We start from the raw sequence: 19973 nt of genomic DNA, 5'->3' as shown, positions 1-19973 counted from the left end.
TTATTCAAGATCCGATCTTGCTGCGTTTTCTTATGTGAGATAAATTCCCATATATGGAAAACACGACCATCGATACTGATCTGGATCGCCGCATCGCCCAGCGGCTGAAGGCGCTGCGGCAAGAGCGCGGTTGGTCTTTGGACCAGCTTGCCGGCTTGGCGGGCGTGAGTCGCGCCACCTTGTCGCGCCTGGAAAACGCCGATGTCAGCCCCACCGCAGCGGTGCTCGGCAAGCTATGCGCCGCGCACGGCCTGACCATGTCGCGCCTGATGATGATGGTGGAAGACGACTTCGCGCCGCTCGTGCCCGAACACGCCCAAGCCGTCTGGGTCGACGACAGCGCGGGTTTTCGCCGCCGTTCGGTGTCCCCACCCGCGCAGCAACTGGCCGGCGAAGTCCTGGCATGCGAACTGGCGCCTGGCTCGCGCATTGCTTACGACCAATCGCCACGGGCCGGACTGGAACATCACCTGCTGATGCTGGAAGGCGAATTGAGCCTCACCGTTGATGGGCAGTCGTACACCTTGGCGCCGGGCGATTGTCTGCGTTACCAACTGTTCGGCGCCAGCCTGTTCGTGACCCCGCCGCAACGCGGCGCCCGTTATCTGCTATTCATCGTCTGAGCCCAACATGCCCCACGACAACAACCGCGTTGAACTGACCCTGCTGACGGCCGACGCCGCAGAAGCCTGCCTGGCCCAACTGAGCGGTCTGCTGCACGCCTGCGTGCAGAATGGGGCCAGCGTCAGCTTCGTCCTGCCGTTTTCGATGGACGACGCCAATGCCTTCTGGCGAGTCAAAGTGCTGCCTGCGGTGGCGCAAGGCGGTCTGTCGTTGTGGATCGCGCGCCAGGGCGGCCGGCTGGCCGGCGCCGTGCAACTGGACTGCGACACGCCGCCCAATCAAGCGCATCGGGCCGAGATCCGCAAGCTGCTGGTCCACCCGGACTTCCGCCGCCGAGGCATCGCCCGCCGCCTGCTTAACGAAGCCGAAGCGCACGCCGTGAAGCTGGGCCGCAGCCTCATCACCCTGGACACCCGCACGGGCGATAGCGCCGAACCCCTGTATACGTCGGCCGGTTATATCGCGATAGGACAAATCCCCGGATTCAGCCGCGACCCGCATGACCCGGGCAAGGTGGATGCGACGACGATCATGTACAAGCGGGTGTAATGGGAACAGGCGGATCCACGAAGCCGCAGAGCGTTGTAGAAAGGCGTTCTACCGTTCGAGTTTGATCACGAGTCTATGCGTTCACCATTCAGCCGCATGATGGGAACGCGCTTTTCCTTGAAGCCGCAGAGCGCGTCGATCTCTTTGGGGAAGGACGTGTAGGGCACGTTGTATTCGATGAACTCTGCAAGGCTGTCGGGGAACACGATGCAGATCAGTGCCAGGATCTTGGCGGGGATCACCAGGACCGCCCATCGCTTTCCTTTTGGAGTGGCGAGGTCACGGCGGTATTTGTCCGCCCAGTCGCGGTAGAAACGCAGGAAGGTTTCTTTGCGTGATAGGCGGGGAGGGATGGGGGGCGGTTGCGGCAATGTGGCTGGGCCGTGTTCCATGAATATCTGAAGGTAGTCCCATAGCTCCTTGGCGGAGCTTCCCCCGTCGCGCCAGCCGAGGTTGCCGCAGGACACGCAGACTTCCGCGGGAGGCGTTTGATTCCAGTCAACGGCGATCAGATAAAGGGGATATTGGCTGCTATACCCGGCTGCGCCGACCATGGGTACGTAGCCGGCCAGGGCTTGAATTTGGTCCCATTCAAGTATCCGCAATTGCTGGTCGCGAGGAGTGACCACGTAGAGCCTGCGCGTGCCGCGATGAATGCGGATGAAGCCGCCACGGAATTTTCCTGAATAGTGGCGGGTGAGGAAGTAAGGAATGCAAACGAACGCTGCGCCCATCCATGGATTCAGAAACATCAATAGCAACATCAAGGGGGGGAGTGGAGCGGGGGCGAAGATCGAGAAGAGTATCGAAATTCCTGTGCCCATTACCAAGCTCACCCCGATGCCACTGGCAAACACGTTGCGCATCAGATTGCCGAAAGGTTCCAATTCAATGGCTTTTTCGCTAATTCGCCGTATTGCGAACATGCCTTCGCCTTCGACGTCGATGCTCTTTGGCCGGCGAATTGGGCCTTGAGGAAGTCGTTTTGCACCGATCAAAAGCGATCGAGGAAGTCGCTGGACGATGTCGGTGTGATCACGAGTCAATGCGTTCACCATTCAGCCGCATGATCGGAGCGCGCTGGTCCTTGAAGCCGCAGAGTTCGTCGATCTCTTTGGGGAAGGACGTGTAGGGCACGTTGTATTCAATGAACTCTGCGAGGCTGTCGGGGAACACGATGCAGATCAACCAGATGATTTTCGCGGGAATCAACAATGCCGCCCATCGCTTGCCTTTTGGCGTGGAGAGGTCGCGGCGGAATTTTTCAGCCCAATCTTGGTAGAAGCGAAAGAAGGTCTTTTTGCGTGAGAGACGGGGGGAATCGGCGGCGGACTGGATAAGAACTTCGGGCCGTCCTCCATGAAGACCCGCAGGTAATCCCACAGTTGCTTGGCGGAACGTCCATCATCACGCCAGCCCAGGTTGCCGCAGGCGATGCAGATCTCCCTCGGTGGACTCGATTCCCAATCGATAGCGGTCAGATATAGGGGATAAAAACTGGTGTAGCCCCCCGCGCCGATGACGGGAATGTACCCGGCTAGGGCTGTGAGTTGAGTCCAATCCAGCGTCAGAAGGTGCTCGTCTCGTGGAGTAACGAAATAGAGCTTCCCGGTGCCCCGATGAATGCGAATGAAGCCGCCACGAAACTTGCCCAAATAGAGGCGGGTGAAGAGATACCAGGCCACGCCAGAAGCCGCCGCAAGCAACGGCCCCAGGAACAACATGAGCCATATTTCGGCCGTGATGGGAGCGGGGATGAAGGGCCACATGAACACTGAAATGCCCGTGCCGAATACGAATAGAAACCCAATGGCCATCGCATATCCGCTGCGCACTTGATTTCCATACGGTTCCAGCTCAATACACTGTTCATTTAGTCGACGAACGCCGAGTGCTGCCTGTACTTCCACTGCTTCGGTGGGAAGGTTTTCGCGCGTAAGCGGGCCGCGTGTGAATCGCTTGGCCCCAAATAGAAGGCTACGAGGAAGCCGCTTGACGATGTCGTTGTGCCTGCTCATTTCGGTGCCTTGACATGGCTTTCTGCGGGAGCGCCCTTTTCCAAGAGGCCGCAGAGTTCGTCGATCTCCTTCGGGAACGAGGTGTAGGGAACGTTGTACTCAATGAATTCGGCCAAGCTGTCGGGAAACACCATACAGATCAGCCAAAGGATCTTGGCCGGGACCAGCAATAATGCCCATCGCCTGCCTCGCGGCGTGGCAAGATCGCGGCGAAGCGAGGCCATCCAGTCGCGGTAACAGCGTAGGAAGGTGTGCTTGCGTGGCAGACGGGGAGGGATTGATGTTGGAACCGTCAGAGACGCAGGCCCATGCTCCATGAAGATCTGCAGGTAGTCCCATAGCTGCCTGGCGGAATCGCCATCGTCTCGCCAACCCAGATTCCCGCAGGCGACGCACATTTCCTGGGGGGGCGCCTGGCGCCAATCGATTGCGATCAGGTATAGCGGATACCGACTGGTGTAGCCGCCCGCACTGATGATGGGAATATAGCCAGCCAAGGCTTGAATTTGGTCCCATTCGAGCGTCAGCAGGCGTTGGTCTCGAGGGGTGACGAAATAGAGCTTTCGGGTGCCGCGATGGATGCGGATGAAACCGCCGCGGAATTTTCCGGAGAGGTGGCGTGTACAGAGGTACAGCAGCGTTGAAAGGACGACGGCAACCAATGACAGGCCAATAGGCATGATGGCGACTCGCCAGGATATCGGCTCAGAAACAATGCTGAGGCCAACAATGGAAATGCCGCACATCATCACGATGGTTATGCCTATGCCGCTGGCATAAACATTGCGAACTGTATTTCCAAATGGCTCCAGTTCCACGCAGTGTTCATTCATCCTGCGCACCCCGAGCTGACCGCTGATTAGCGTCGGGTCGCCCGGAATTCCGCTTTTTGCTGCTCGGCCACGAACCAGGTTTTTTGCACCGACTAGTAGAGCTGGAGAAAGGCGTTCTACTGTTCGAGGTTGATCACGAGTCAATGCGTTCACCATTCAGCCGCATGATGGGAACACGCTTTTCTTGGAAGCCGCAGAGCGCATCGATCTCTTTCGGGAAGGACGTGTAGGGCACGTTGTATTCAATGAACTCTGCGAGGCTGTCGGGGAACACGATGCAGATCAACCAGATGATTTTCGCGGGAATCCACAGCGGCGCCCATCGCTTGCCTTTTGGCGTGGAGAGGTCGCGGCGGAATTTTTCAGCCCAATCTTGGTAGAAGCGAAAGAAGGTCTTTTTGCGTGAGAGACGGGGGGGAATCGGCGGCGGACTGGATAAGAACTTCGGGCCGTCCTCCATGAAGACCCGCAGGTAATCCCACAATTGCTTGGCGGAACGTCCATCATCACGCCAGCCCAGGTTGCCGCAGGCGATGCAGATCTCCCTCGGTGGACTCGATTCCCAATCGATAGCGGTCAGATATAGGGGATAAAAACTGGTGTAGCCCCCGCGCCGAGGACGGGAATGTACCCGGCTAGGGCGGTGAGTTGAGTCCAATCCAGCGTCAGAAGGTGCTCGTCTCTTGGAGTAACGAAATAGAGCTTCCCGGTGCCCCGATGAATGCGAATGAAGCCGCCACGAAACTTGCCTAAATAGAGGCGGGTGAAGAGATACCAGGCCACGCCAGAAGCCGCCGAAAGCAACGGCCCCAGGAACAACATGAGCCATATTTCGGCCGTGATGGGAGCGGGGATGAAGGACCACATGAACACTGAAATGCCCGTGCCGAATACGAATAGAAACCCAATGGCCATCGCATATCCGCTGCGCACTTGATTTCCATATGGTTCCAGCTCTATGCACTGTTCATTTAGTCGACGAACGCCGAGTGCTGCCTGTACTTCCACTGCTTCGGTGGGAAGGTTCTCGCGCGTAAGCGGGCCGCGTGTGAATCGCTTGGCCCCAAATAGAAGGCTGCGAGGAAGCCGCTTGACGGTGTCGTTGCTCTGGCTCATGTCGGCGCCTTGACGGGAGCCAGCTTGGCGGGGTCGATGGAGTCAGAGAAGAAACCCGATGAAGTGAACACCAGCGGTTCGGGCGCACCTGGTTGTTCCAGGCCGATTGAGGGCAAGTTCTGGGTATCGGGTCGGTACAGGTACGTCAACTCGACCTTGGCATCCTCGTGCATGCTGATCCGCCATCCGCGCTCCGCGCCTGGGCCATTGTTCAACGGGCCGATAACGTATTGCCTGCTGAGATCCACGCAAACGCCGGGCGTGCAGAAAGCGGTGGAGGTGTCCACGGCTTCCAGAGGCATCCCGTATAGGGTGACTTTGAGTTTGGCTTGAAAGTCGTCTTGCCCGGACGTCTCGGGCAGCGTGCAACTGATACGCAGGGTGCCTGCAACACCGCGCAGGGACTGCCATTGCGGGGTGATGCGGGGGCTGAAGTGCAAGCTGTGCCAGGCATGCAGTTCTTGCGCCAGCGTGAAGCGCGGCGTGGCTACGCCCCAGGCGGAGTGCTTGAGCCAGATTTCCAGGGGGTTGTGTTGGGCTTGATCGGCTTGAAGGGTGAAGTAGACGACGGCGCCTATTGCTAGAAGGGCAATGACTGCCCAGCCAGCGGGGGTGAGTCCGAGGGCGGCTACGGCCGAACCTCCGCCAGCTAATGTGGCGAGGGCTGCCGAACCACCTCCAACTGTCGCAATAGCAAGTACGCCGCCAGACATTGCGGAATACAAATGCATGCGTGCTTGTTCAGCATTTGCGGTTTTGTAGGAGTTGGCTGCTTTTATAAGATCGGCAATGGCCAGTAGGCCAGCGGCGATTGAGCCAGCTACCGTGGTACCCCATTTCAATCCGTAGGTCCTCGCAGCGTGGGCCAAGGCGCTGTTTCCTTTGCGTTTAGAGTGGGCAGATATAGCGAGGGCGGCGCTTTCAATGGGACTGTCAGGATTTTTGTGTGCAGGCCTATGATGGTTTTCAAGGAGACCGACCATGGCACGCAACCCGAAGTCCACGAGGCAGTCCAGCACGTCTGCGCTACCGGCCAGTGCCGAGCAGTTGCTCGATGAACTTGTAACGGGGCCGATGACAGCCGAGGCGGTCCAGGACACGTTCATGTTGCTGAAGAAGGCGCTGATCGAGCGTGCTCTGGGCGCTGAACTGGGCCGACACCTGGGCTATCCCGCAGGCGGCGAGCGCCCGGAAGACACCACCAACCAGCGCAACGGCAAGAGCAGCAAGACCGTGCTGACCGACGACGGCCCGCTCAAGCTGGATATCCCGCGGGATCGGGATGGCAGTTTTGCCCCAATCCTGATTCCCAAGCACGCACGTCGGTTTACCGGTTTTGATGACAAGATCATCGCGATGTACGCCCGTGGCATGAGCGTGCGCGAGATCCGAGCGTTCCTGGACGAGCAATATGGCACTGACGTGTCGCCGGAGTTCATCAGCTCGGTGACCGATGAGGTCATGGATGAAGTGCAGGCGTGGCAGAACCGCCCTCTGGAACCCATGTTCCCCGTGGTGTTCTTCGACGCGTTGCGGGTCAAGATCCGCGACGAAGGCTTGGTGCAGAACAAGGCGGTTTATCTGGCCTTGGGTGTGCTGCCCGATGGCACGCGTGAGATTCTGGGCCTGTGGGTCGAGACCACCGAGGGCGCGAAGTTCTGGATGCGGGTGTTCAACGACCTCAAGACCCGAGGGGTGCAGGACATCCTGATCGCAGTGACCGATGGTCTGAAAGGGATGCCCCAGGCGCTAGAGGTCGTGTTCCCAGCCACCACGCTACAAACGTGCATCGTGCATCTGATCCGCAATAGCCTGGCCTACGCCGGCTGGAAGGATCGCCGCGCGATCGCCACGGCGCTGCGCCCGATCTACGCTGCCGTTAACGCCCAGGCCGCGCAACAGGCCCTTGATGAGTTTGCCAAAGGCGCTTGGGGCTTGAAGTACCCAATGATCGTCAAAGCCTGGAAAGACGCCTGGGAACAGGTCATCCCCTTCTTCGTGTTTCCACCCGCGATCCGACGTGTGATCTACACGACGAACGCGATAGAGAGCGTGAATGCGCAGCTACGCAAGATCATCAAAACGCGCGGCCACTTCCCTACCGACGACGCGGCGATTAAGCTGCTCTGGTTGGCGCTGCGAAACATTACCGTCAAATGGGGCACGGCCACACACCATTGGACCGACGCGATGCACCAGTTCGCCATCCTCTACGAGGAGCGATTTACCCGCATCCGTACCAACGCCCAGTGGGCCAGCGAGTAAATGATGCAACGTCAGAACAACGCCTAGAACACAAAATTTCTGACAGTCCCCTTTCAATGGACGCACCGACTAACGCCGAACCCGCTCCAAGAAAAATGCTCCAGTTTGATGAGCTGTAGACATCGCGGTTAAGCCCACCAACCGCATTCCTCATCCCCCAAATCGCCAGCCCACCCCCCACACCCGTCGCCACCGCCCCAGCCGTCGCACGCAAGCGATTCAAATTCCTGATCAGCGGATTTCCCTCCGGATCCATCGCCTTCTTCGTCTTATCAATAACCGTCGTCGTCCCCACCGTCTCCCATTCCCAAATTTCGACGCTCGCCGCCTGCACGCGCGTGCCCGTGCCCGTGCCCGTGCCTGCCGCCGGCAAAAACGCGCCAGGCCATCGCACTTGCACCTCGCGCCCCATCGCCACATACCCCTGCAATTCCCCGCTATACGCCAAATACTGTTGCGGGGTCACCAGTCGGCGTCCGACCGTTATGCCAAAGCGCATTTCGCCGATATGCCGCAATCGCCTGACCTGAATATCCGCGGCCTGCACGGAAGCGCTTCCAAGGTAGGGCCACAGCAGCCGTGTCAGCAGATCGGTAATCGGCGTGCCGGGCCGTTCTTCCAGCACGCGGTCCACCGCGTCGTACACGCCCTTGCCGATGGTCATTGGCTCGGCCAGCCGCGCCATCAACGGCTCGTCGCCCACGCCCAGCGCGAGCCACAGGGGGCTGATGCGGGGCGCGGCTTCGATGTGCCTGGCAAGTTCCGCCAGCCCGTCGTCTGAATGGACCGTGGCGCCAAAGCAATGCAGGACAACCGCTTCAAAGTTGCTGGCGTTGTGCGGGCAGCGCAGGTCGAAGAGGCCGAACGCTTGCTCCAGTAACCCCGCCTTTTGCACAAATTTCAGCCAGGCGACCACGTCCGCGCAGGCGCGGGTGATGTCGGCCTGAAACGCGGTGACGCGGTCTTGATACGTGGAAGGAAAATCCCGCGCGCCGGCCAGGTTCACCAGCGCCCGTTGCCGGGCGAGCGCGGTCAAGGCGGGCGGGGTGTTGCTTGCGGCTTCGGCTTGTTTGAAGTAGGCGTCGATCAAGCCGGCGCTGTGCAGCCGGTGCTTGCTTTGCGCCTGATAGTCGTCGCGCTTTTTGACCTGGGCGGCGCACAGGTAGTTGAGCTCGCTGGCGATGCCTACGGGGTCGTGCAGCACGACCGCCAGCGGCACGACATCTCCGTGGAAACGCAGAACGGCATACATCCGGCTGACGATGTCGTTCACATCCGGATAGTGTTCCGCGGGCGTGATCTCGCTCCAGGCGTGGTACATGGGCACGTCGCCTGGTATGGGGCGCATCAGTTCCGGCGTGGCAAGCGCCAACAGCACCGCCTTGAATACGTGGGGCTGCTCGGGGCCGTTGAACGGGGCGACGACAGTGGCCAGCGCATCGCGCCGCCCATCCGCGTTCGTCTCCACGTCCCATAGGGCTTCATGCGTCAGGATCGTGTCGCTGACCAGCAGATAGACCAGGCTGTCACGCGCGGCGGGCGGCACCCATACGCAAGGCGCCGCGCCGGTGGTGTCTGGCTGCACCTGTGAACCCGGCGTCGAATGGGCGTAGTCCGCCTCGCCCCACCAGATTGGCGCAAAGCGGATGTCTTCGGTGACCTGATAGTGGCGATTCCACATCCTTCCATCCCGGAAGTAGCACAGGTACACATAGGTTCCCGGCCGCAGCACGCGCAGGCCATAAGCCTTGCCGCCTGTCAGGGCGGGATAGCCCGGTGTCGCCAGCGTCTGATGGATATCGTTGCGATAAGGCGAATCGGCAATGCCATAGCGCAAGGGGTACAGGGGAATGGCGGCTTCGCAGGCCGGGGGAGATATCGCCTTGCCCAACAACTTGGAACTGGGATGCGGGGCTTGCAGGGCTTTCGGGCAGGCGCGGGGGGGCATGACGGGCTCCGTTCTTGTCGTCGCGGCTGGAAAAGCCGGATGGCAGGCCGAAACGGCCGCCATGCCCTCCTATGCAAGAACGGTGCCAGGTTAAGGAATTAAAAATTATCCTTTTTGAATCAATGCCTTGTGAAAAACAAAACCCGATGTGTGCGCGGATTTCTTCGTTGCCCCCCTAAAAACCGGGGTTTTTCACGAGAAATCGGGCCAGTTTTGACCCGATTTTTATAAGTCATTGATAAGCAACAATAAAAACGGGCCAGATTTGACCCGGTCGAGTCAAATCTGGCCCGCTCGCCTTGCGGCTCACCGCAGGCAGGGGTCTTCATCCATCAAGCCAGCGGCTTGATCCCCACGCTGTACGGGGGCGCGTTACCGCGCGCGGGGGCTTTGATCTTCAGCATCGAGCCGCCGGGGGTGAACTCGAATTCCTGGAACGGCACTTCAAACCACTGGTGAAAGCTGGTGCGCGAGAACTCGGGCACCCATACCTTGGGGCGCTTGGCGTCGCAATGGAATTCGACCAGGGTGCGGTCAATGCCCAGCGGACGGGTGTTGCCGATGCGGTAGCTGACGCGCAGCTCGGCGCTTTCGGTCGAGCCGGGGCGCCAGGTCAGGCCGATGGATTCCATGAATTGTTCAATCGCCTGAATGCCGCGATGCATAGTTGACTCCGAATGCTGTTGGGCGCGCCACGCGCCCACAAAAATCCGCCGCGTTGCGCGGCGGGAAACAGACGAATTATCCGCCATTCCGTGGCGGGCTGCCCGGCGGGGCGTCATTGCCGGGTGTCGCGCAGAACCGCAGGATGGCGTCGGCCACGGCCTGCGGGGCCTCCCGCTGCGGGAAATGGCCCACGCCGTCCAGCACTAGGCGTTCGTAAGCGCCACTGAAAAAGCGTTCCTTGCCCTCGGACGTGGCGGGGTGGTTGCAGGCGTCGGCGCCCCCGTGCAGTACCAGGGTTGGCGCCGTCAAGACGGGCGCGGGTGTGAGTTGGGCCGTGTCGGCCGCGTAGACCGGATCGCCTTCTGCATGCCCCCAGCGGTGCCGGTAGGAATGCAGCACGACGTCGGCCCAGTCAGGGTTGTCGAACGCGCGCGCGGCCTCGTCGAAATCGGCGGGGGCATACCAGCCGGCGGGCGACCAGGTGTCCCACATTATGCGGGCAAAGGCCAGGCGGTCGTCGCGTACGGTGGCTGCGCCTCGGGGGGTTGCCATGTACCAGTGGTACCAATAATTGCGCGCCTGTGCGAGCGGCAGCGCCTGATTGGGGTCATTGGTGCCGTAGCCGACCGACAGCAGGATCAGTTGCGCCGCCACGTCGGGCCGCAGACCGCAGGCGTTGGCGGCGGCGCGCGCGCCCCAATCGTGGCCGACCAGGGTGGGGCGATCCAGGGACAGCGCGTCGATGAAGTCCAGCAGATCGCGTCCCAACGCAGCCAGCTCACCGCTGCGCGGCGTGCAGGCGTGCCGAAAGCGGGTCGGGCCGAAGCCGCGCAGCGCGGGGCACATTACGCGGTAGCCATGGGCGGCCAAGCGTTCCGCAACCAGGGTCCAGCTTTCCGGGCTGTCTGGCCAGCCGTGCACCAGCACGGCGGTGCGCGACCCGGCGGGGTTCCATTCCAGATAGGCGATATCCAGCAAGGGCGTTTGTACCTGGGCGTAGGCGGGCATGGTGGTGGTTCCTTCGGTTGCGGTGATGTCGTCACGATACTGGCTGCGCTTGTCATGATTCGTGATGAATAGAAGATTATTATCAATACCTCATGAATTAACGGACATTAGCCATGGACACCCCCAACGACACGGCAGGCGCGGTGCTGGACCTGACCTTGTTGCGCACCTTTATCGAGGTGGTCGATTGCGGCGGGTTTGCGCTGGCCGCCGATGCGCTGGCACTGACGCCGTCAGCGGTCAGCGGCCACATCAAGCGTCTGGAATTGTTGGCAGGCGCCACGCTGCTTGCGCGCACCACACGCAGCTTCGAGCTCACGCCCGCCGGCCAGACGCTGTACGCCTACGCCCGCAACATCGTCGATCTGGAACGCGAAGCGCGCGCCCGGCTGAGCGGCGCGCGGTTGAAAGGCCGCTTGCGGATCGGGTCGTCCGAAGACTTCGCGGGCGCCTGGCTGGCGCAGGTGCTGCAAGCCTTTCATCGGGCGCATCCGGATGCGTCGATCGAACTGAAGGTGGGTATCACCGCCGACCTGCTGCGTCTGCAGGCGCGCGGCAAGCTGGACGTGGTTTTCGGCAAGCAATGTTCGCGCGTGCACGACGAGGGCGAACTGCTGTGGGAAGAGGATTTGGTATGGGCCTGGGGGGAGGATCAGCCCTGGGACCCCGATGCGCCTGTGCCGCTGGCGGTGTTTCCGGAGCCGTGCGTGTACCGCGAAGCGGCCATCACGGCCTTGGCGCAGGCCGGCAAGGCGTGGCTGCCGGCGTTCGAAAGCGGCAGTATGGCGGGCAGCCTGGCCGCGGCGCAGGCGGGCTTTGCGGTGGCGCCGGTTGCCCGCAGCCAGTTGCGCGAGGGCATGCGGGCGTTGTTGCACGAAGACGGCATGCCGGATCTGCCGGCGGCTCGCTTCTACGCCTATCTGCGTTCAGCCGAATCCGCGGTGCAAGGCTTGGTGGCGGCGGTCAGGCAAACCGGACAACGGCGGCGCTTTTTGCGCTGAGGTTGTTGCTGGTTGCGGTGCTGGTTTTGGCATTGCCCCCGCGACGTGGCAGCAACGGAGGAATAGGCAGGTTTCCAGCAAGAACGAGCCTGTACGCGCCTGCGCCCGATTCTTAATATCCCTTTCAGGCTGGGCTGATGTTTCCCACCAGGAAGGCGTTGCCCCGAGCCGGCCGCCAGGCATCTTGCCGGGGGGCGCAAGCATGACAAGCAAGGGAAGGGAATCGCATGAACTCCGAAAAAATCTGGTTGGTGACGGGCGCATCAACGGGCCTGGGCCTGGCATTGGTGCAGATGCTGCTGGACCTGGGGCACAAGGTGGCGGCAACGTCGCGGGACGGCGATGCATTGCTGGATGCAGTGGGGGCCAAGCTGGAAGGCCAGTTTCTGCCGCTGACGGTCGACGTGGCGGACGAACGCAATGTGCGCCGCGCGGTGGACGCCACGATGGCCGCCTTTGGCCGCGTGGACGTGCTGGTGAACAACGCGCGGGCGGCGTGCCCCGGCTCGTTGGCCGAACTGTCCGACGCCGACGTGCGCGCCGCGTTCGACATCAACGTCTTCGGCACGCTGAACATGATCCGCGCGGTGTTGCCGCACATGCGGGCGCAGGGCAGCGGGCATGTGCTCAATGTGTCGTCCATCCTGGGGTTTGATGGCAGGCATGCCGAGTGGGGGGCGTACAGCGCCGCCAAGTTCGCGGTGTGCGGCTTGACCGAGGCGTTGGCGGCGCAAGCCGCGCCGTGGGGCGTGCGGGTGTCGCTGGTGTACCCGGGCGCCATGCGGGCCGTGTCGCCGCGTGATGGCGGGGGCTCGCCCGAACGCGCCGCGCGCGCTATCCAGGCGCACGATGGCGGCGACGCGGGCAAAGCGGCGCAGGCGCTGATTCAGGCGGCGGAGGCCCAGTACGCACCGCTGCACCTGTTCCTGGGGCGTGACGCCTTTGATCAGGCGCGCGGCAAGATCCAGTCGGTGCAACAGGAACTGGCGCGCTGGCGCGAAATGTCGGTATCCATCGGCTTCGTGGACGAGCGGCGTCTGGCGGCATGAGGCGGGCCTACCCCGTCAAGCCTTGCGCCACTTGCCAGCCGCCCAACAAGGCCAGGCTGATCATGAAGCAAAGCTTGAACGTGCTGGCCGACAGTTTGCCCCGCAGCCACTGCCCCAGCGCCATGCCGGCCAACGCGGGCAGCAGCATCAGCACGGAGGCGCCAGCGGCGGCCGGGCTATAGCCGCCGTTGAGCCACAGGCCCGCCGCCAGCGCCACGGTGGACACCGTGAATGACACGCCCATGGCCTGGATCAAGCCGTCCCTGCCCAGGTTCAAGGCTTGCAGGAAGGGCACGGCGGGAATCACGAACACCCCGGTGGCCGCCGTGATCACGCCGGTGATCGCGCCCACCAACGCGCCCAGCACGTGTTCGTGCCGGCGTGGCACCTTGGGCGGCGAGCCGAACAGGCCCCAGCCGGCATAGGCGATAAGCGCCAGCCCCAGGCACACACCGGCCCAACGCCCGCTGGGCGCGCCCAGCCACATCGCACCCGCCAGCGTGCCCACGCAGACACCAAGCTGCAGGGCGCCGATGCGGCGCAGGGTAGGCGGCAGCGTGGGCCAGGGCCGCGCCTGCCACAGGTTGGTGACCAAGGACGGCACGATCAGCAAGGCGGCGGCTTGCGCGGGCGCCATCACCAAGGCCAGCATCGCCATCGAAATGGTGGGCAGCCCCAAGCCCACCACGCCCTTGACCACGCCGGCCAGGATGAACACGGCTACGGTGGCGGCCAGTATTGCCGGGGTGCCGCCAGGCAAGAGATCCATCGCCGTCATGGCGCCACCCCGTGCGCGCCCAGGCTATGGTCTGGCCTGATAGTGGCGACGAATAGCTTGTGCTCGGCACGGCAAGAGTGCAGCGCGCTGAAATGCCGGCATGGAGTGGGATTCGTCATTGGATAGGGTGTTTGAAGTTATCGATAGACGAATTCTGCGCGGGTTCGCGGCCCCAGCGGCATCGGGATATTGCATAGGCATCCTATGGCTGTGCCATAGGGTGGCGTGCTACGCTGGCCGCATGCGATTCGACCTGACCGACCTTCGTCTCTTTCTCCATGTGCAGGAAGCGGGTTCCATCACGGCGGGCGCCAGACGCACGCATATGACGCTGGCCTCGGCCAGCGAACGCATCCGGGGCATGGAAGGGGACCTGGGCGTGCCGCTCTTGCTGCGCGCGCCTCGCGGCGTCGAACTCACGCCTGCCGGGCAGACGCTGGCGCACCATGCGCGCGTGGTGCTGGCGCAGATCGACCGCATGCGCGGCGAACTCGACCACTTTGGCCACGGCCTGAAAGGGCATGTGCGCGTGCTGTGCAACACCACCGCCCTCAGCGAATACCTGCCGCCCGTGCTGGGCGAATTTCTGCGTGACCATCCCCGCGTGTCGGTGGACCTGGAAGAAAAGCCCAGCCTGGATATTGCCGACGCCTTGCGCGCGGGCATCTGCGATATCGGCGTGCTGGCGGACTCGGCCGACCTGCACGGCCTGCATACCCAGACGTTTCGCCATGATCCGCTGGCGGTGATCGTGCCGCGCGGCCATGCGTTGGCGCGGCGGCCGGCTGTCACGCTAAGCGAGGTGGCGCACGAGGACTTCGTGGGGCTGACCGAGGGCAGCGCCTTGCAGGACCACATTGCGCATCATGCGCGGCGCGGCGGCAAGACCTTGTCGTACCGGGTGCGCTTGCGCGGCTTTGATGCGGTGTGCCGGATGGTGGGGCAGGGCGTGGGCATCGCCATCGTGCCGCGCGTGGCGGCCATGCGCCTGGGGCGGGCGGCGGGCGTGCAGCGCGTGGCGTTGGCCGATGCCTGGGCCGCGCGCGACCTAGTGCTGTGCGTGCGCGACGCGCTGCCGGCGTATGCCGCCGAACTGGTGGCGTACGCGCTGCGTGATGCCCCGCCTAGGAGCGCGCCACGGGGTGGGCCTGGGGCTGACGCGCCGGCGCGAACCACGAGCCGGAAGCGACCGCGGCCAGAATGATCAGGCCATACAGACACATCGCCACGGCCGCGACTGAAAAGAACACCGTCAGCGATCCGGTCAAGTGCAGCGCGATGGCGCCCGCGCCCACCGCCGTCACAAGGCGCAGGCATCCGGCCACCAGGGGCCACTTCAAGCGCCCCGCGCCTTGCGAGGCGAAGTACATCGAAAACCCCAGCGCAAAAAATCCATACACCGGACCGACGGTACGCAGGTAGTCGGCGCCGGCTTGCAGCATGTGGTCTTCGGCGCCGAAAAGCCGCAACCATGCTTCGGGAAAGCACGCCGCCGCGATCCCGATGGTTTCAGCCAGCACGAAGGCCATGGCGCCGCCGGTCAAGGCAATGCGCATGGCGCGTTCGGGCCGCCCCGCGCCGATGTTGGACGCCACCATCGCGACCATGGGCGCCCCCAGGCCGAAGGCAATGGGCATCAGCAGATATTCCAGGCGCACGGCGATGCCGTAACCCGCCACCGCCGCGGTGCCGGCATAGGCGCCGACCAAAGCCGCCGTCAGCGCCACCAGGGCATTGGTCAACAGCGGGTTCAGCGTTGCCAGTGCACCCACGCTAAGAATGCTGCGCATCAGGTTCCCGTGCAGGCGGCTGGCGACCAGCCGCGCGGGGTTGCGGCCGCTGGCGCAGTAGATGCCCAGGATCAGCGCGCCCACGCCGTAATAGATGACCAGCGCCCAGCCGCCGCCCGCCACGCCCAATGCCGGAAACGGCCCCCATCCGAAGATCAGGCAGGGCGACAAGGGGACCAGCAGCAAGGCCCCGCCACAGATCACCGCGCCCGGCACCAGCATGTTGCCGGTGCCCCGGATGACACTGGCGAATGCATTCATCAGCCACATCAACACGATGCCGCCGAAGATCACGTTGGAATACGCCAGCGCCGCGTCCAGCGCTTCGCCTTGTGCACCCAGCGCGCGATACAACTGCGGCCCGAACGCCAGCATCAGCACACAGAAAAGCATGCCCAAGATGGCGTTCAGTACCACGGCGTGCAGCACCAGTTGGTCTGCTTCCTGTTGGCGCCCGCCGCCCAGCGCCCGCGCCACCGCCGCCGAAATGCCGCCGCCCATGGCGCCTTGCGACATATTGCCCATCAGGAACACCACCGGCACCACCAGCGCCACGCCAGCCAGCACTGACGTGCCCAGGCGCGCCAGAAACCAGGTTTCGATCAAGCTGGTGGCGGACTGCGCCGACATCATCAATATATTGGGCCAGGCCAGGCGGGCCAGCGTGGGCGCAATCGGCGCATCAAGCATGGCTTGCAGACGCGCGTTGGCGGCGCTTGCCGCGGGGGACGGCGACGGGGGGCTGGCTGACATGAGCGTAGGCTGGAATGGAGTGCGATAAAATTTACGTGCATATGCCAGCATCTGTCAATAATGGGCTGGACGCGCGCCCGACCCGGCAGTAGGGTAATGACCTTCTCTGACCTTTGCCTGCCGCCATGTCCGACGTCCAACCCTCTGCCCTCGCTACCGTCACGGACCCGCTGGTCTGCAACGGCGCCGCCTTGCGCAAGGCGACCCGGCGCGTGTCGCAGTTGTATGACACGGTGCTTGCCCCCTGCGGCTTGAAGGTGTCGCAGCATTCCATCCTGATTCACATTGCCCGGGCCGGCACGCCGTCCATGACCGATCTGGCGCGTGCGCTGGTGCTGGACCGCTCGGCCTTGGCCCACAACCTGAAGCCGCTGGAACGCGACGGTTATGTGGCAATGTCGCGCGACGAGCACGACCGCCGCAGCCGCCGCGTGGCGCTGACCGAGGCTGGCCGCGCCAAGCTGGCCGAGTCCAAACGCCTGTGGAAAGACGCGCAGCGCCGTTTTGAAGCGGCCTACGGCGCAGAGCGCGCCGCTGCGTTGCGGCATGCGCTGGCCGATATTTTCTCTGACGAGTTCGCGCTGGCCTTCAGCCGCGGCTAGCGGCGGGTGCGTAGGGCGCAGGGCTCGGCGTTCAGCGTCGATTGACTCGCGGCTGGCGGCCACGCTGCGCGGCCAGCGCCTGCATCAGCACGCCGCCCAGCACGCAAGCCATGCCGACGGCCTGGACAAGCCTGACCGTTTCGCCCAATACGCTGGTGGCCAACAGCACCGCGCACACGGGCGCCAGCGCGGTGAACAGCGCTGCTTCCGACCCGCGCACCCGCGCTGCGCCCGCGTACCAAAGTAGAAATCCGCCCACCGTGGGCACCAGCGCGTAATAGCCCACCGCCAGCATCGCGTCGGCGGACAAGCTCAGCGTCCAAGGCGATTCGGCCACGCTGGCCAGCGCCGAAAACGCCAGACCAAACCCTGCCATCACGGTTGACAGCGCCAGCGGCGGCACGGCCACGCGCAAGCGCTTGTTGAGCAGGATGAACAGCCCTTCGCACACCACGGCGCCCAGCATCAAGACATTGCCGGTCCACGACGTGGCGCGATCCGCGCGCGCGCCCTCGTGCGCCATGAGCCACACACCGGCGGCCGCCATCGCGATGGCGGCCCACGTGCCCTTGCCAGGGCGTTCGCCCAGCACCAGCACGGCGATGGCCGCGGATACCAGCGGCAAGGTGCCCAGGATGATGCCGCCGTCCACCGCCGAGGCGCGCTGCAAGCCGGCGATCAGCAGCGTTGTATAGCCCACGCTGCCGGCAATGGCCTGCGCCGCCAGCAGCAGCCAATCGCGCTTTTGCAGACGCGGCAGGCGCGCGCCGGTGGCCGCCATCAACAAGGCGAAGCAGGGCAGCGCGATGGCGAACCGCAGTGCGGTGGCGGTAAAGGGCGGTATGCCGGCCCCGATGATCTTGCTGGCGATGACGGTGCTGCCCACCAGCGCCATGGCTGCCGCCAGAAAGCCATACCCCCACATTCGTTGGTGCGTGCCCATTGCCGTGCCCTGCGTGGAAAACACGCAGCGTAGGACGCGTGGACGCAGCCGGTCTTGAACGAAATTGCAGCGGGCCAGTGCCGGTATCGCTTCAAATCAGTCGCAGCCCCAGCCCAGCCCCAGCCCCCAGGTTCAGGCCAGGCGCGCCGCCATGGCGTAGCAGCCAGGCGATACGCCGTAGGTGCGAACGAACAGCCGCGTCATGTGGCTTTGGTCGGCAAAGCCGCTGGCGGCGGCGGCGTCGGCCAGCGTCATGCCGCGCCGGATCAATTGGCGCGCCAGCAGCAGGCGCCGTTGAATTTGATACGCGTGCGGCGTCATGCCGGTGGCGCGGGCAAAGGCGCGCAACGTCTGATATCGGCTAAGCCCGCAGGCGGCCGCCAGGTCGGCAAGCGACAGCGTGGCGGCGGGGGCATCGTCGATCAGGCTGCGCGCGTGGCGGATGCCGGCGGGCATGCCAGGGCCTGCCGCTGCCACGCGCCAGCGGCCGCCGTCGCCGCGCGCTTGCACCAGAATGCGCAGCAACAGCGCGTCACAGGCCAAGGGCGCGGCGGCGCCAATGGCGTGCGAGTACAACGCCAGAACGTCGCGCGCCAAGGCGGGTTGGTGTTGCGCGGGGTGTTCGAATTCGTAGCAGGCACCCGCGTAGCCATCCTTGGCCAAGTCGTTTGCCGCCTGCGCCACCACGTCCGGGTCCAGGTACAGCATCTGCCAGGCACGCGGCGTGTCGCCGATGGGCACGCCGTCATGCACCTCGCCTGGGTTGACGGTGATGACGTGGCCCGGGCCGGCGCGGACCTGGCCGCGTCCGCTGTGCGACACCTGCGCGCCCTGGCGCATCACGCCAATGCCGAACTGGTCATGCGTGTGCCGGGCAAAGGCGTGGCGGCTGCGTGCAGCCACCGCCTGCACGCCGGCAAGCGCGCTGCGATGCATCAGGAATTGGCCGGAAGGCATGGGCGTGGGACGGGAAAACGTGGGCTGAAAGGGGGCGTGGTTCAGGTCGCGGGCCGGGCTCCCTTGGTATACACCTCGCGCAGGGCGGACGCAAAGAGCGCGTCCACATTGCGCCGCAGGCCGTCGGCGCGGGTAAACAGCGAGATCGGCGGCAAGGTCCAGTCAAACGAATAGGGCACGATGGCCGCGCCGGCAATTCGTACCAGTTCATCGGCGATATCGGCCGGCAGAATCGACACGGCGCGATCGCTGGCGACGATCATTTCACCGATCAGCTTGGACGAATCGCTTTGCACCGAAGGCGGGGGCGGCGCCAGGCCCGCGCGCAGGAAAATATCGGCCACCTGTTCGCGGATGGGGCTGCCGGGCGTGCCCAGAATCCAGTCCAGGTCCGCCAGCCGGTTCCATTCCAGTCGCGAACGCCCCAGCCGCGCCGCCAGGCGCCGGCTGGCGATCAGGCGGGGTTGCTGGTGGTAGAGCACTTCAAAATCGATATTGCTCAGGTCCACCGACGGCGTAGCCCAGCCCACCACGATATCCAGCGTGTGGTCGCGCAGTTGGCGCAGCAGGGCGGGGCCCTGGCCTTCGTGGATGGTGGCGGTGATGCGCCGCCCTTGCGGCAGGGTACGGCTGATGGCGGCCGACAGCATCTGGCCCGACACAAACGGAATGACGCCGATATGCAGATGGGCGGCATGGCCCGCCGCCACGGCCTCCATTTCCTGCACCAGATGACCCAGGTCGTGGACCAGCCCGCGCGCGCGCGTCAGCACCACCGCGCCCAAAGGCGTCGGCGTCATGCCCCGGACAGAGCGGTCGAACAGCGGCACGTCGAACATGCTTTCCAGTTCGGCCAGGGCGTTCGTCACGGCTGGCTGGCTGGTCGCCATGTGCTCGGCCACCCGGGTCAGGGATCCGTGCTGCTCGATTTTCAGCAGCAGCATCAGGTGGCGCATCTTCAGCCGCGAGGTCAATTTCCGGATAACGGCATCCGGGTCAAAGGCCGTCATAGACAGGTCATAAGGTAAAGGTAATGGGACGATATTAAATCCGAATCATCACCTTATGCCTGT

General features: G+C 63.7%; 22 protein-coding genes. 7 read left to right on the top strand and 15 right to left on the bottom strand.

Going from position 1 to position 19973, the window contains the following annotated elements; translation table 11 throughout:
* The first annotated feature begins 53 nt into the window (after positions 1-53).
* Together ELS24_RS24620 and ELS24_RS24615 are read left to right on the top strand one after the other, a co-directional pair.
* Positions 54-623: a helix-turn-helix domain-containing protein gene (locus tag ELS24_RS24620; protein WP_127185596.1), complete on the top strand. Its 570-nt coding sequence runs from the start codon at positions 54-56 to the stop codon at positions 621-623.
* A gap of 7 nt (positions 624-630) precedes the next feature.
* Complete coding sequence (locus tag ELS24_RS24615) at positions 631-1173, top strand: GNAT family N-acetyltransferase (protein WP_127185595.1); 543 nt, start codon at positions 631-633, stop codon at positions 1171-1173.
* Positions 1174-1238: 65 nt separating this feature from the next.
* Here ELS24_RS24615 and ELS24_RS24610 read toward each other — a convergent pair whose 3' ends face one another.
* From ELS24_RS24610 to ELS24_RS24585, 7 genes are all read right to left on the bottom strand, one after another.
* The gene (locus ELS24_RS24610; RefSeq protein ID WP_127185594.1) at positions 1239-2219 is read right to left on the bottom strand and encodes a DUF6708 domain-containing protein; all 981 of its coding nucleotides are present in this window, start codon (positions 2217-2219) and stop codon (positions 1239-1241) included.
* On the bottom strand, positions 2209-2385 hold the full coding sequence (locus ELS24_RS31010) for a hypothetical protein (protein WP_164741292.1): 177 nt from the start codon (positions 2383-2385) through the stop codon (positions 2209-2211). The genes ELS24_RS24610 and ELS24_RS31010 overlap by 11 nt, the downstream gene beginning before the upstream one ends.
* On the bottom strand, positions 2382-3191 hold the full coding sequence (locus ELS24_RS24605; RefSeq protein ID WP_127185593.1) for a hypothetical protein: 810 nt from the start codon (positions 3189-3191) through the stop codon (positions 2382-2384). The genes ELS24_RS31010 and ELS24_RS24605 overlap by 4 nt, the downstream gene beginning before the upstream one ends.
* Positions 3188-4180 (bottom strand): hypothetical protein, encoded by a 993-nt coding sequence (locus ELS24_RS24600; protein ID WP_127185592.1) that lies wholly within the window; start codon positions 4178-4180, stop codon positions 3188-3190. The genes ELS24_RS24605 and ELS24_RS24600 overlap by 4 nt, the downstream gene beginning before the upstream one ends.
* The gene (locus ELS24_RS24595) at positions 4158-4508 is read right to left on the bottom strand and encodes a hypothetical protein (RefSeq protein WP_127185591.1); all 351 of its coding nucleotides are present in this window, start codon (positions 4506-4508) and stop codon (positions 4158-4160) included. Before ELS24_RS24595 ends, ELS24_RS24600 begins: the two co-directional genes overlap by 23 nt.
* A 92-nt stretch (positions 4509-4600) precedes the next feature.
* Complete coding sequence (locus ELS24_RS24590) at positions 4601-5140, bottom strand: hypothetical protein (protein ID WP_127185590.1); 540 nt, start codon at positions 5138-5140, stop codon at positions 4601-4603.
* Entirely contained in the window at positions 5137-6144 is a 1008-nt protein-coding gene (locus ELS24_RS24585) for a hypothetical protein (RefSeq protein ID WP_127185589.1), read from the bottom strand. Before ELS24_RS24585 ends, ELS24_RS24590 begins: the two co-directional genes overlap by 4 nt.
* On the opposite strand from ELS24_RS24585, the gene ELS24_RS24580 reads away from it, so the two are divergent.
* On the top strand, positions 6122-7405 hold the full coding sequence (locus ELS24_RS24580) for an IS256 family transposase (protein ID WP_050448696.1): 1284 nt from the start codon (positions 6122-6124) through the stop codon (positions 7403-7405). The genes ELS24_RS24585 and ELS24_RS24580 overlap by 23 nt on opposite strands.
* Here ELS24_RS24580 and ELS24_RS24575 read toward each other — a convergent pair.
* The 3 genes from ELS24_RS24575 to ELS24_RS24565 form a co-directional block, all read right to left on the bottom strand.
* A complete protein-coding gene (locus ELS24_RS24575; RefSeq protein WP_127185588.1) occupies positions 7365-9353 on the bottom strand; it encodes a toxin VasX in 1989 nt (662 codons plus the stop codon). The genes ELS24_RS24580 and ELS24_RS24575 overlap by 41 nt on opposite strands.
* 332 nt (positions 9354-9685) lie before the next feature.
* Positions 9686-10018, bottom strand: coding sequence for a hypothetical protein (locus ELS24_RS24570; protein ID WP_006221349.1), 333 nt, complete (start codon positions 10016-10018; stop codon positions 9686-9688).
* Between the two features lie 76 nt (positions 10019-10094).
* Complete coding sequence (locus tag ELS24_RS24565; RefSeq protein ID WP_127185587.1) at positions 10095-11027, bottom strand: alpha/beta fold hydrolase; 933 nt, start codon at positions 11025-11027, stop codon at positions 10095-10097.
* A 113-nt stretch (positions 11028-11140) separates the two neighbouring features.
* Here ELS24_RS24565 and ELS24_RS24560 point away from each other — a divergent pair, with 113 nt between their 5' ends.
* A complete protein-coding gene (locus tag ELS24_RS24560; protein WP_127185586.1) occupies positions 11141-12028 on the top strand; it encodes a LysR family transcriptional regulator in 888 nt (295 codons plus the stop codon).
* A gap of 227 nt (positions 12029-12255) precedes the next feature.
* Positions 12256-13077 (top strand): SDR family oxidoreductase, encoded by an 822-nt coding sequence (locus ELS24_RS24555; RefSeq protein ID WP_127185585.1) that lies wholly within the window; start codon positions 12256-12258, stop codon positions 13075-13077.
* 7 nt (positions 13078-13084) lie between these two features.
* On the opposite strand, the gene ELS24_RS24550 is transcribed toward ELS24_RS24555, so the two are convergent.
* Entirely contained in the window at positions 13085-13855 is a 771-nt protein-coding gene (locus ELS24_RS24550) for a sulfite exporter TauE/SafE family protein (protein WP_050449898.1), read from the bottom strand.
* Positions 13856-14096: 241 nt separating this feature from the next.
* Here ELS24_RS24550 and ELS24_RS24545 point away from each other — a divergent pair, with 241 nt between their 5' ends.
* Complete coding sequence (locus ELS24_RS24545) at positions 14097-15059, top strand: LysR substrate-binding domain-containing protein (RefSeq protein WP_050449899.1); 963 nt, start codon at positions 14097-14099, stop codon at positions 15057-15059.
* Here ELS24_RS24545 and ELS24_RS24540 read toward each other — a convergent pair.
* Positions 14980-16335, bottom strand: a complete 1356-nt coding sequence (locus tag ELS24_RS24540; RefSeq protein WP_127186451.1) for an MATE family efflux transporter — start codon at positions 16333-16335, stop codon at positions 14980-14982. The two genes, ELS24_RS24545 and ELS24_RS24540, sit on opposite strands and share 80 nt — an antisense overlap.
* Before the next feature lie 188 nt (positions 16336-16523).
* Here ELS24_RS24540 and ELS24_RS24535 point away from each other — a divergent pair, with 188 nt between their 5' ends.
* Entirely contained in the window at positions 16524-17000 is a 477-nt protein-coding gene (locus ELS24_RS24535; protein WP_127185584.1) for a MarR family winged helix-turn-helix transcriptional regulator, read from the top strand.
* A 31-nt stretch (positions 17001-17031) separates the two neighbouring features.
* On the opposite strand, the gene ELS24_RS24530 is transcribed toward ELS24_RS24535, so the two are convergent.
* The 3 genes from ELS24_RS24530 to ELS24_RS24520 form a co-directional block, all read right to left on the bottom strand.
* Positions 17032-17943, bottom strand: coding sequence for a DMT family transporter (locus ELS24_RS24530; RefSeq protein WP_240669372.1), 912 nt, complete (start codon positions 17941-17943; stop codon positions 17032-17034).
* A 132-nt stretch (positions 17944-18075) separates the two neighbouring features.
* A complete protein-coding gene (locus ELS24_RS24525; RefSeq protein WP_127185583.1) occupies positions 18076-18900 on the bottom strand; it encodes an AraC family transcriptional regulator in 825 nt (274 codons plus the stop codon).
* 41 nt (positions 18901-18941) lie between these two features.
* Positions 18942-19910: a LysR substrate-binding domain-containing protein gene (locus tag ELS24_RS24520; RefSeq protein ID WP_127185582.1), complete on the bottom strand. Its 969-nt coding sequence runs from the start codon at positions 19908-19910 to the stop codon at positions 18942-18944.
* Between the last annotated feature and the right edge of the window lie 63 nt (positions 19911-19973).

This window comes from Achromobacter spanius (genome assembly GCF_003994415.1).
Taxonomy (GTDB): domain Bacteria; phylum Pseudomonadota; class Gammaproteobacteria; order Burkholderiales; family Burkholderiaceae_B; genus Achromobacter; species Achromobacter spanius_C.
This window is presented reverse-complemented; position numbering and strand designations above follow the sequence as displayed.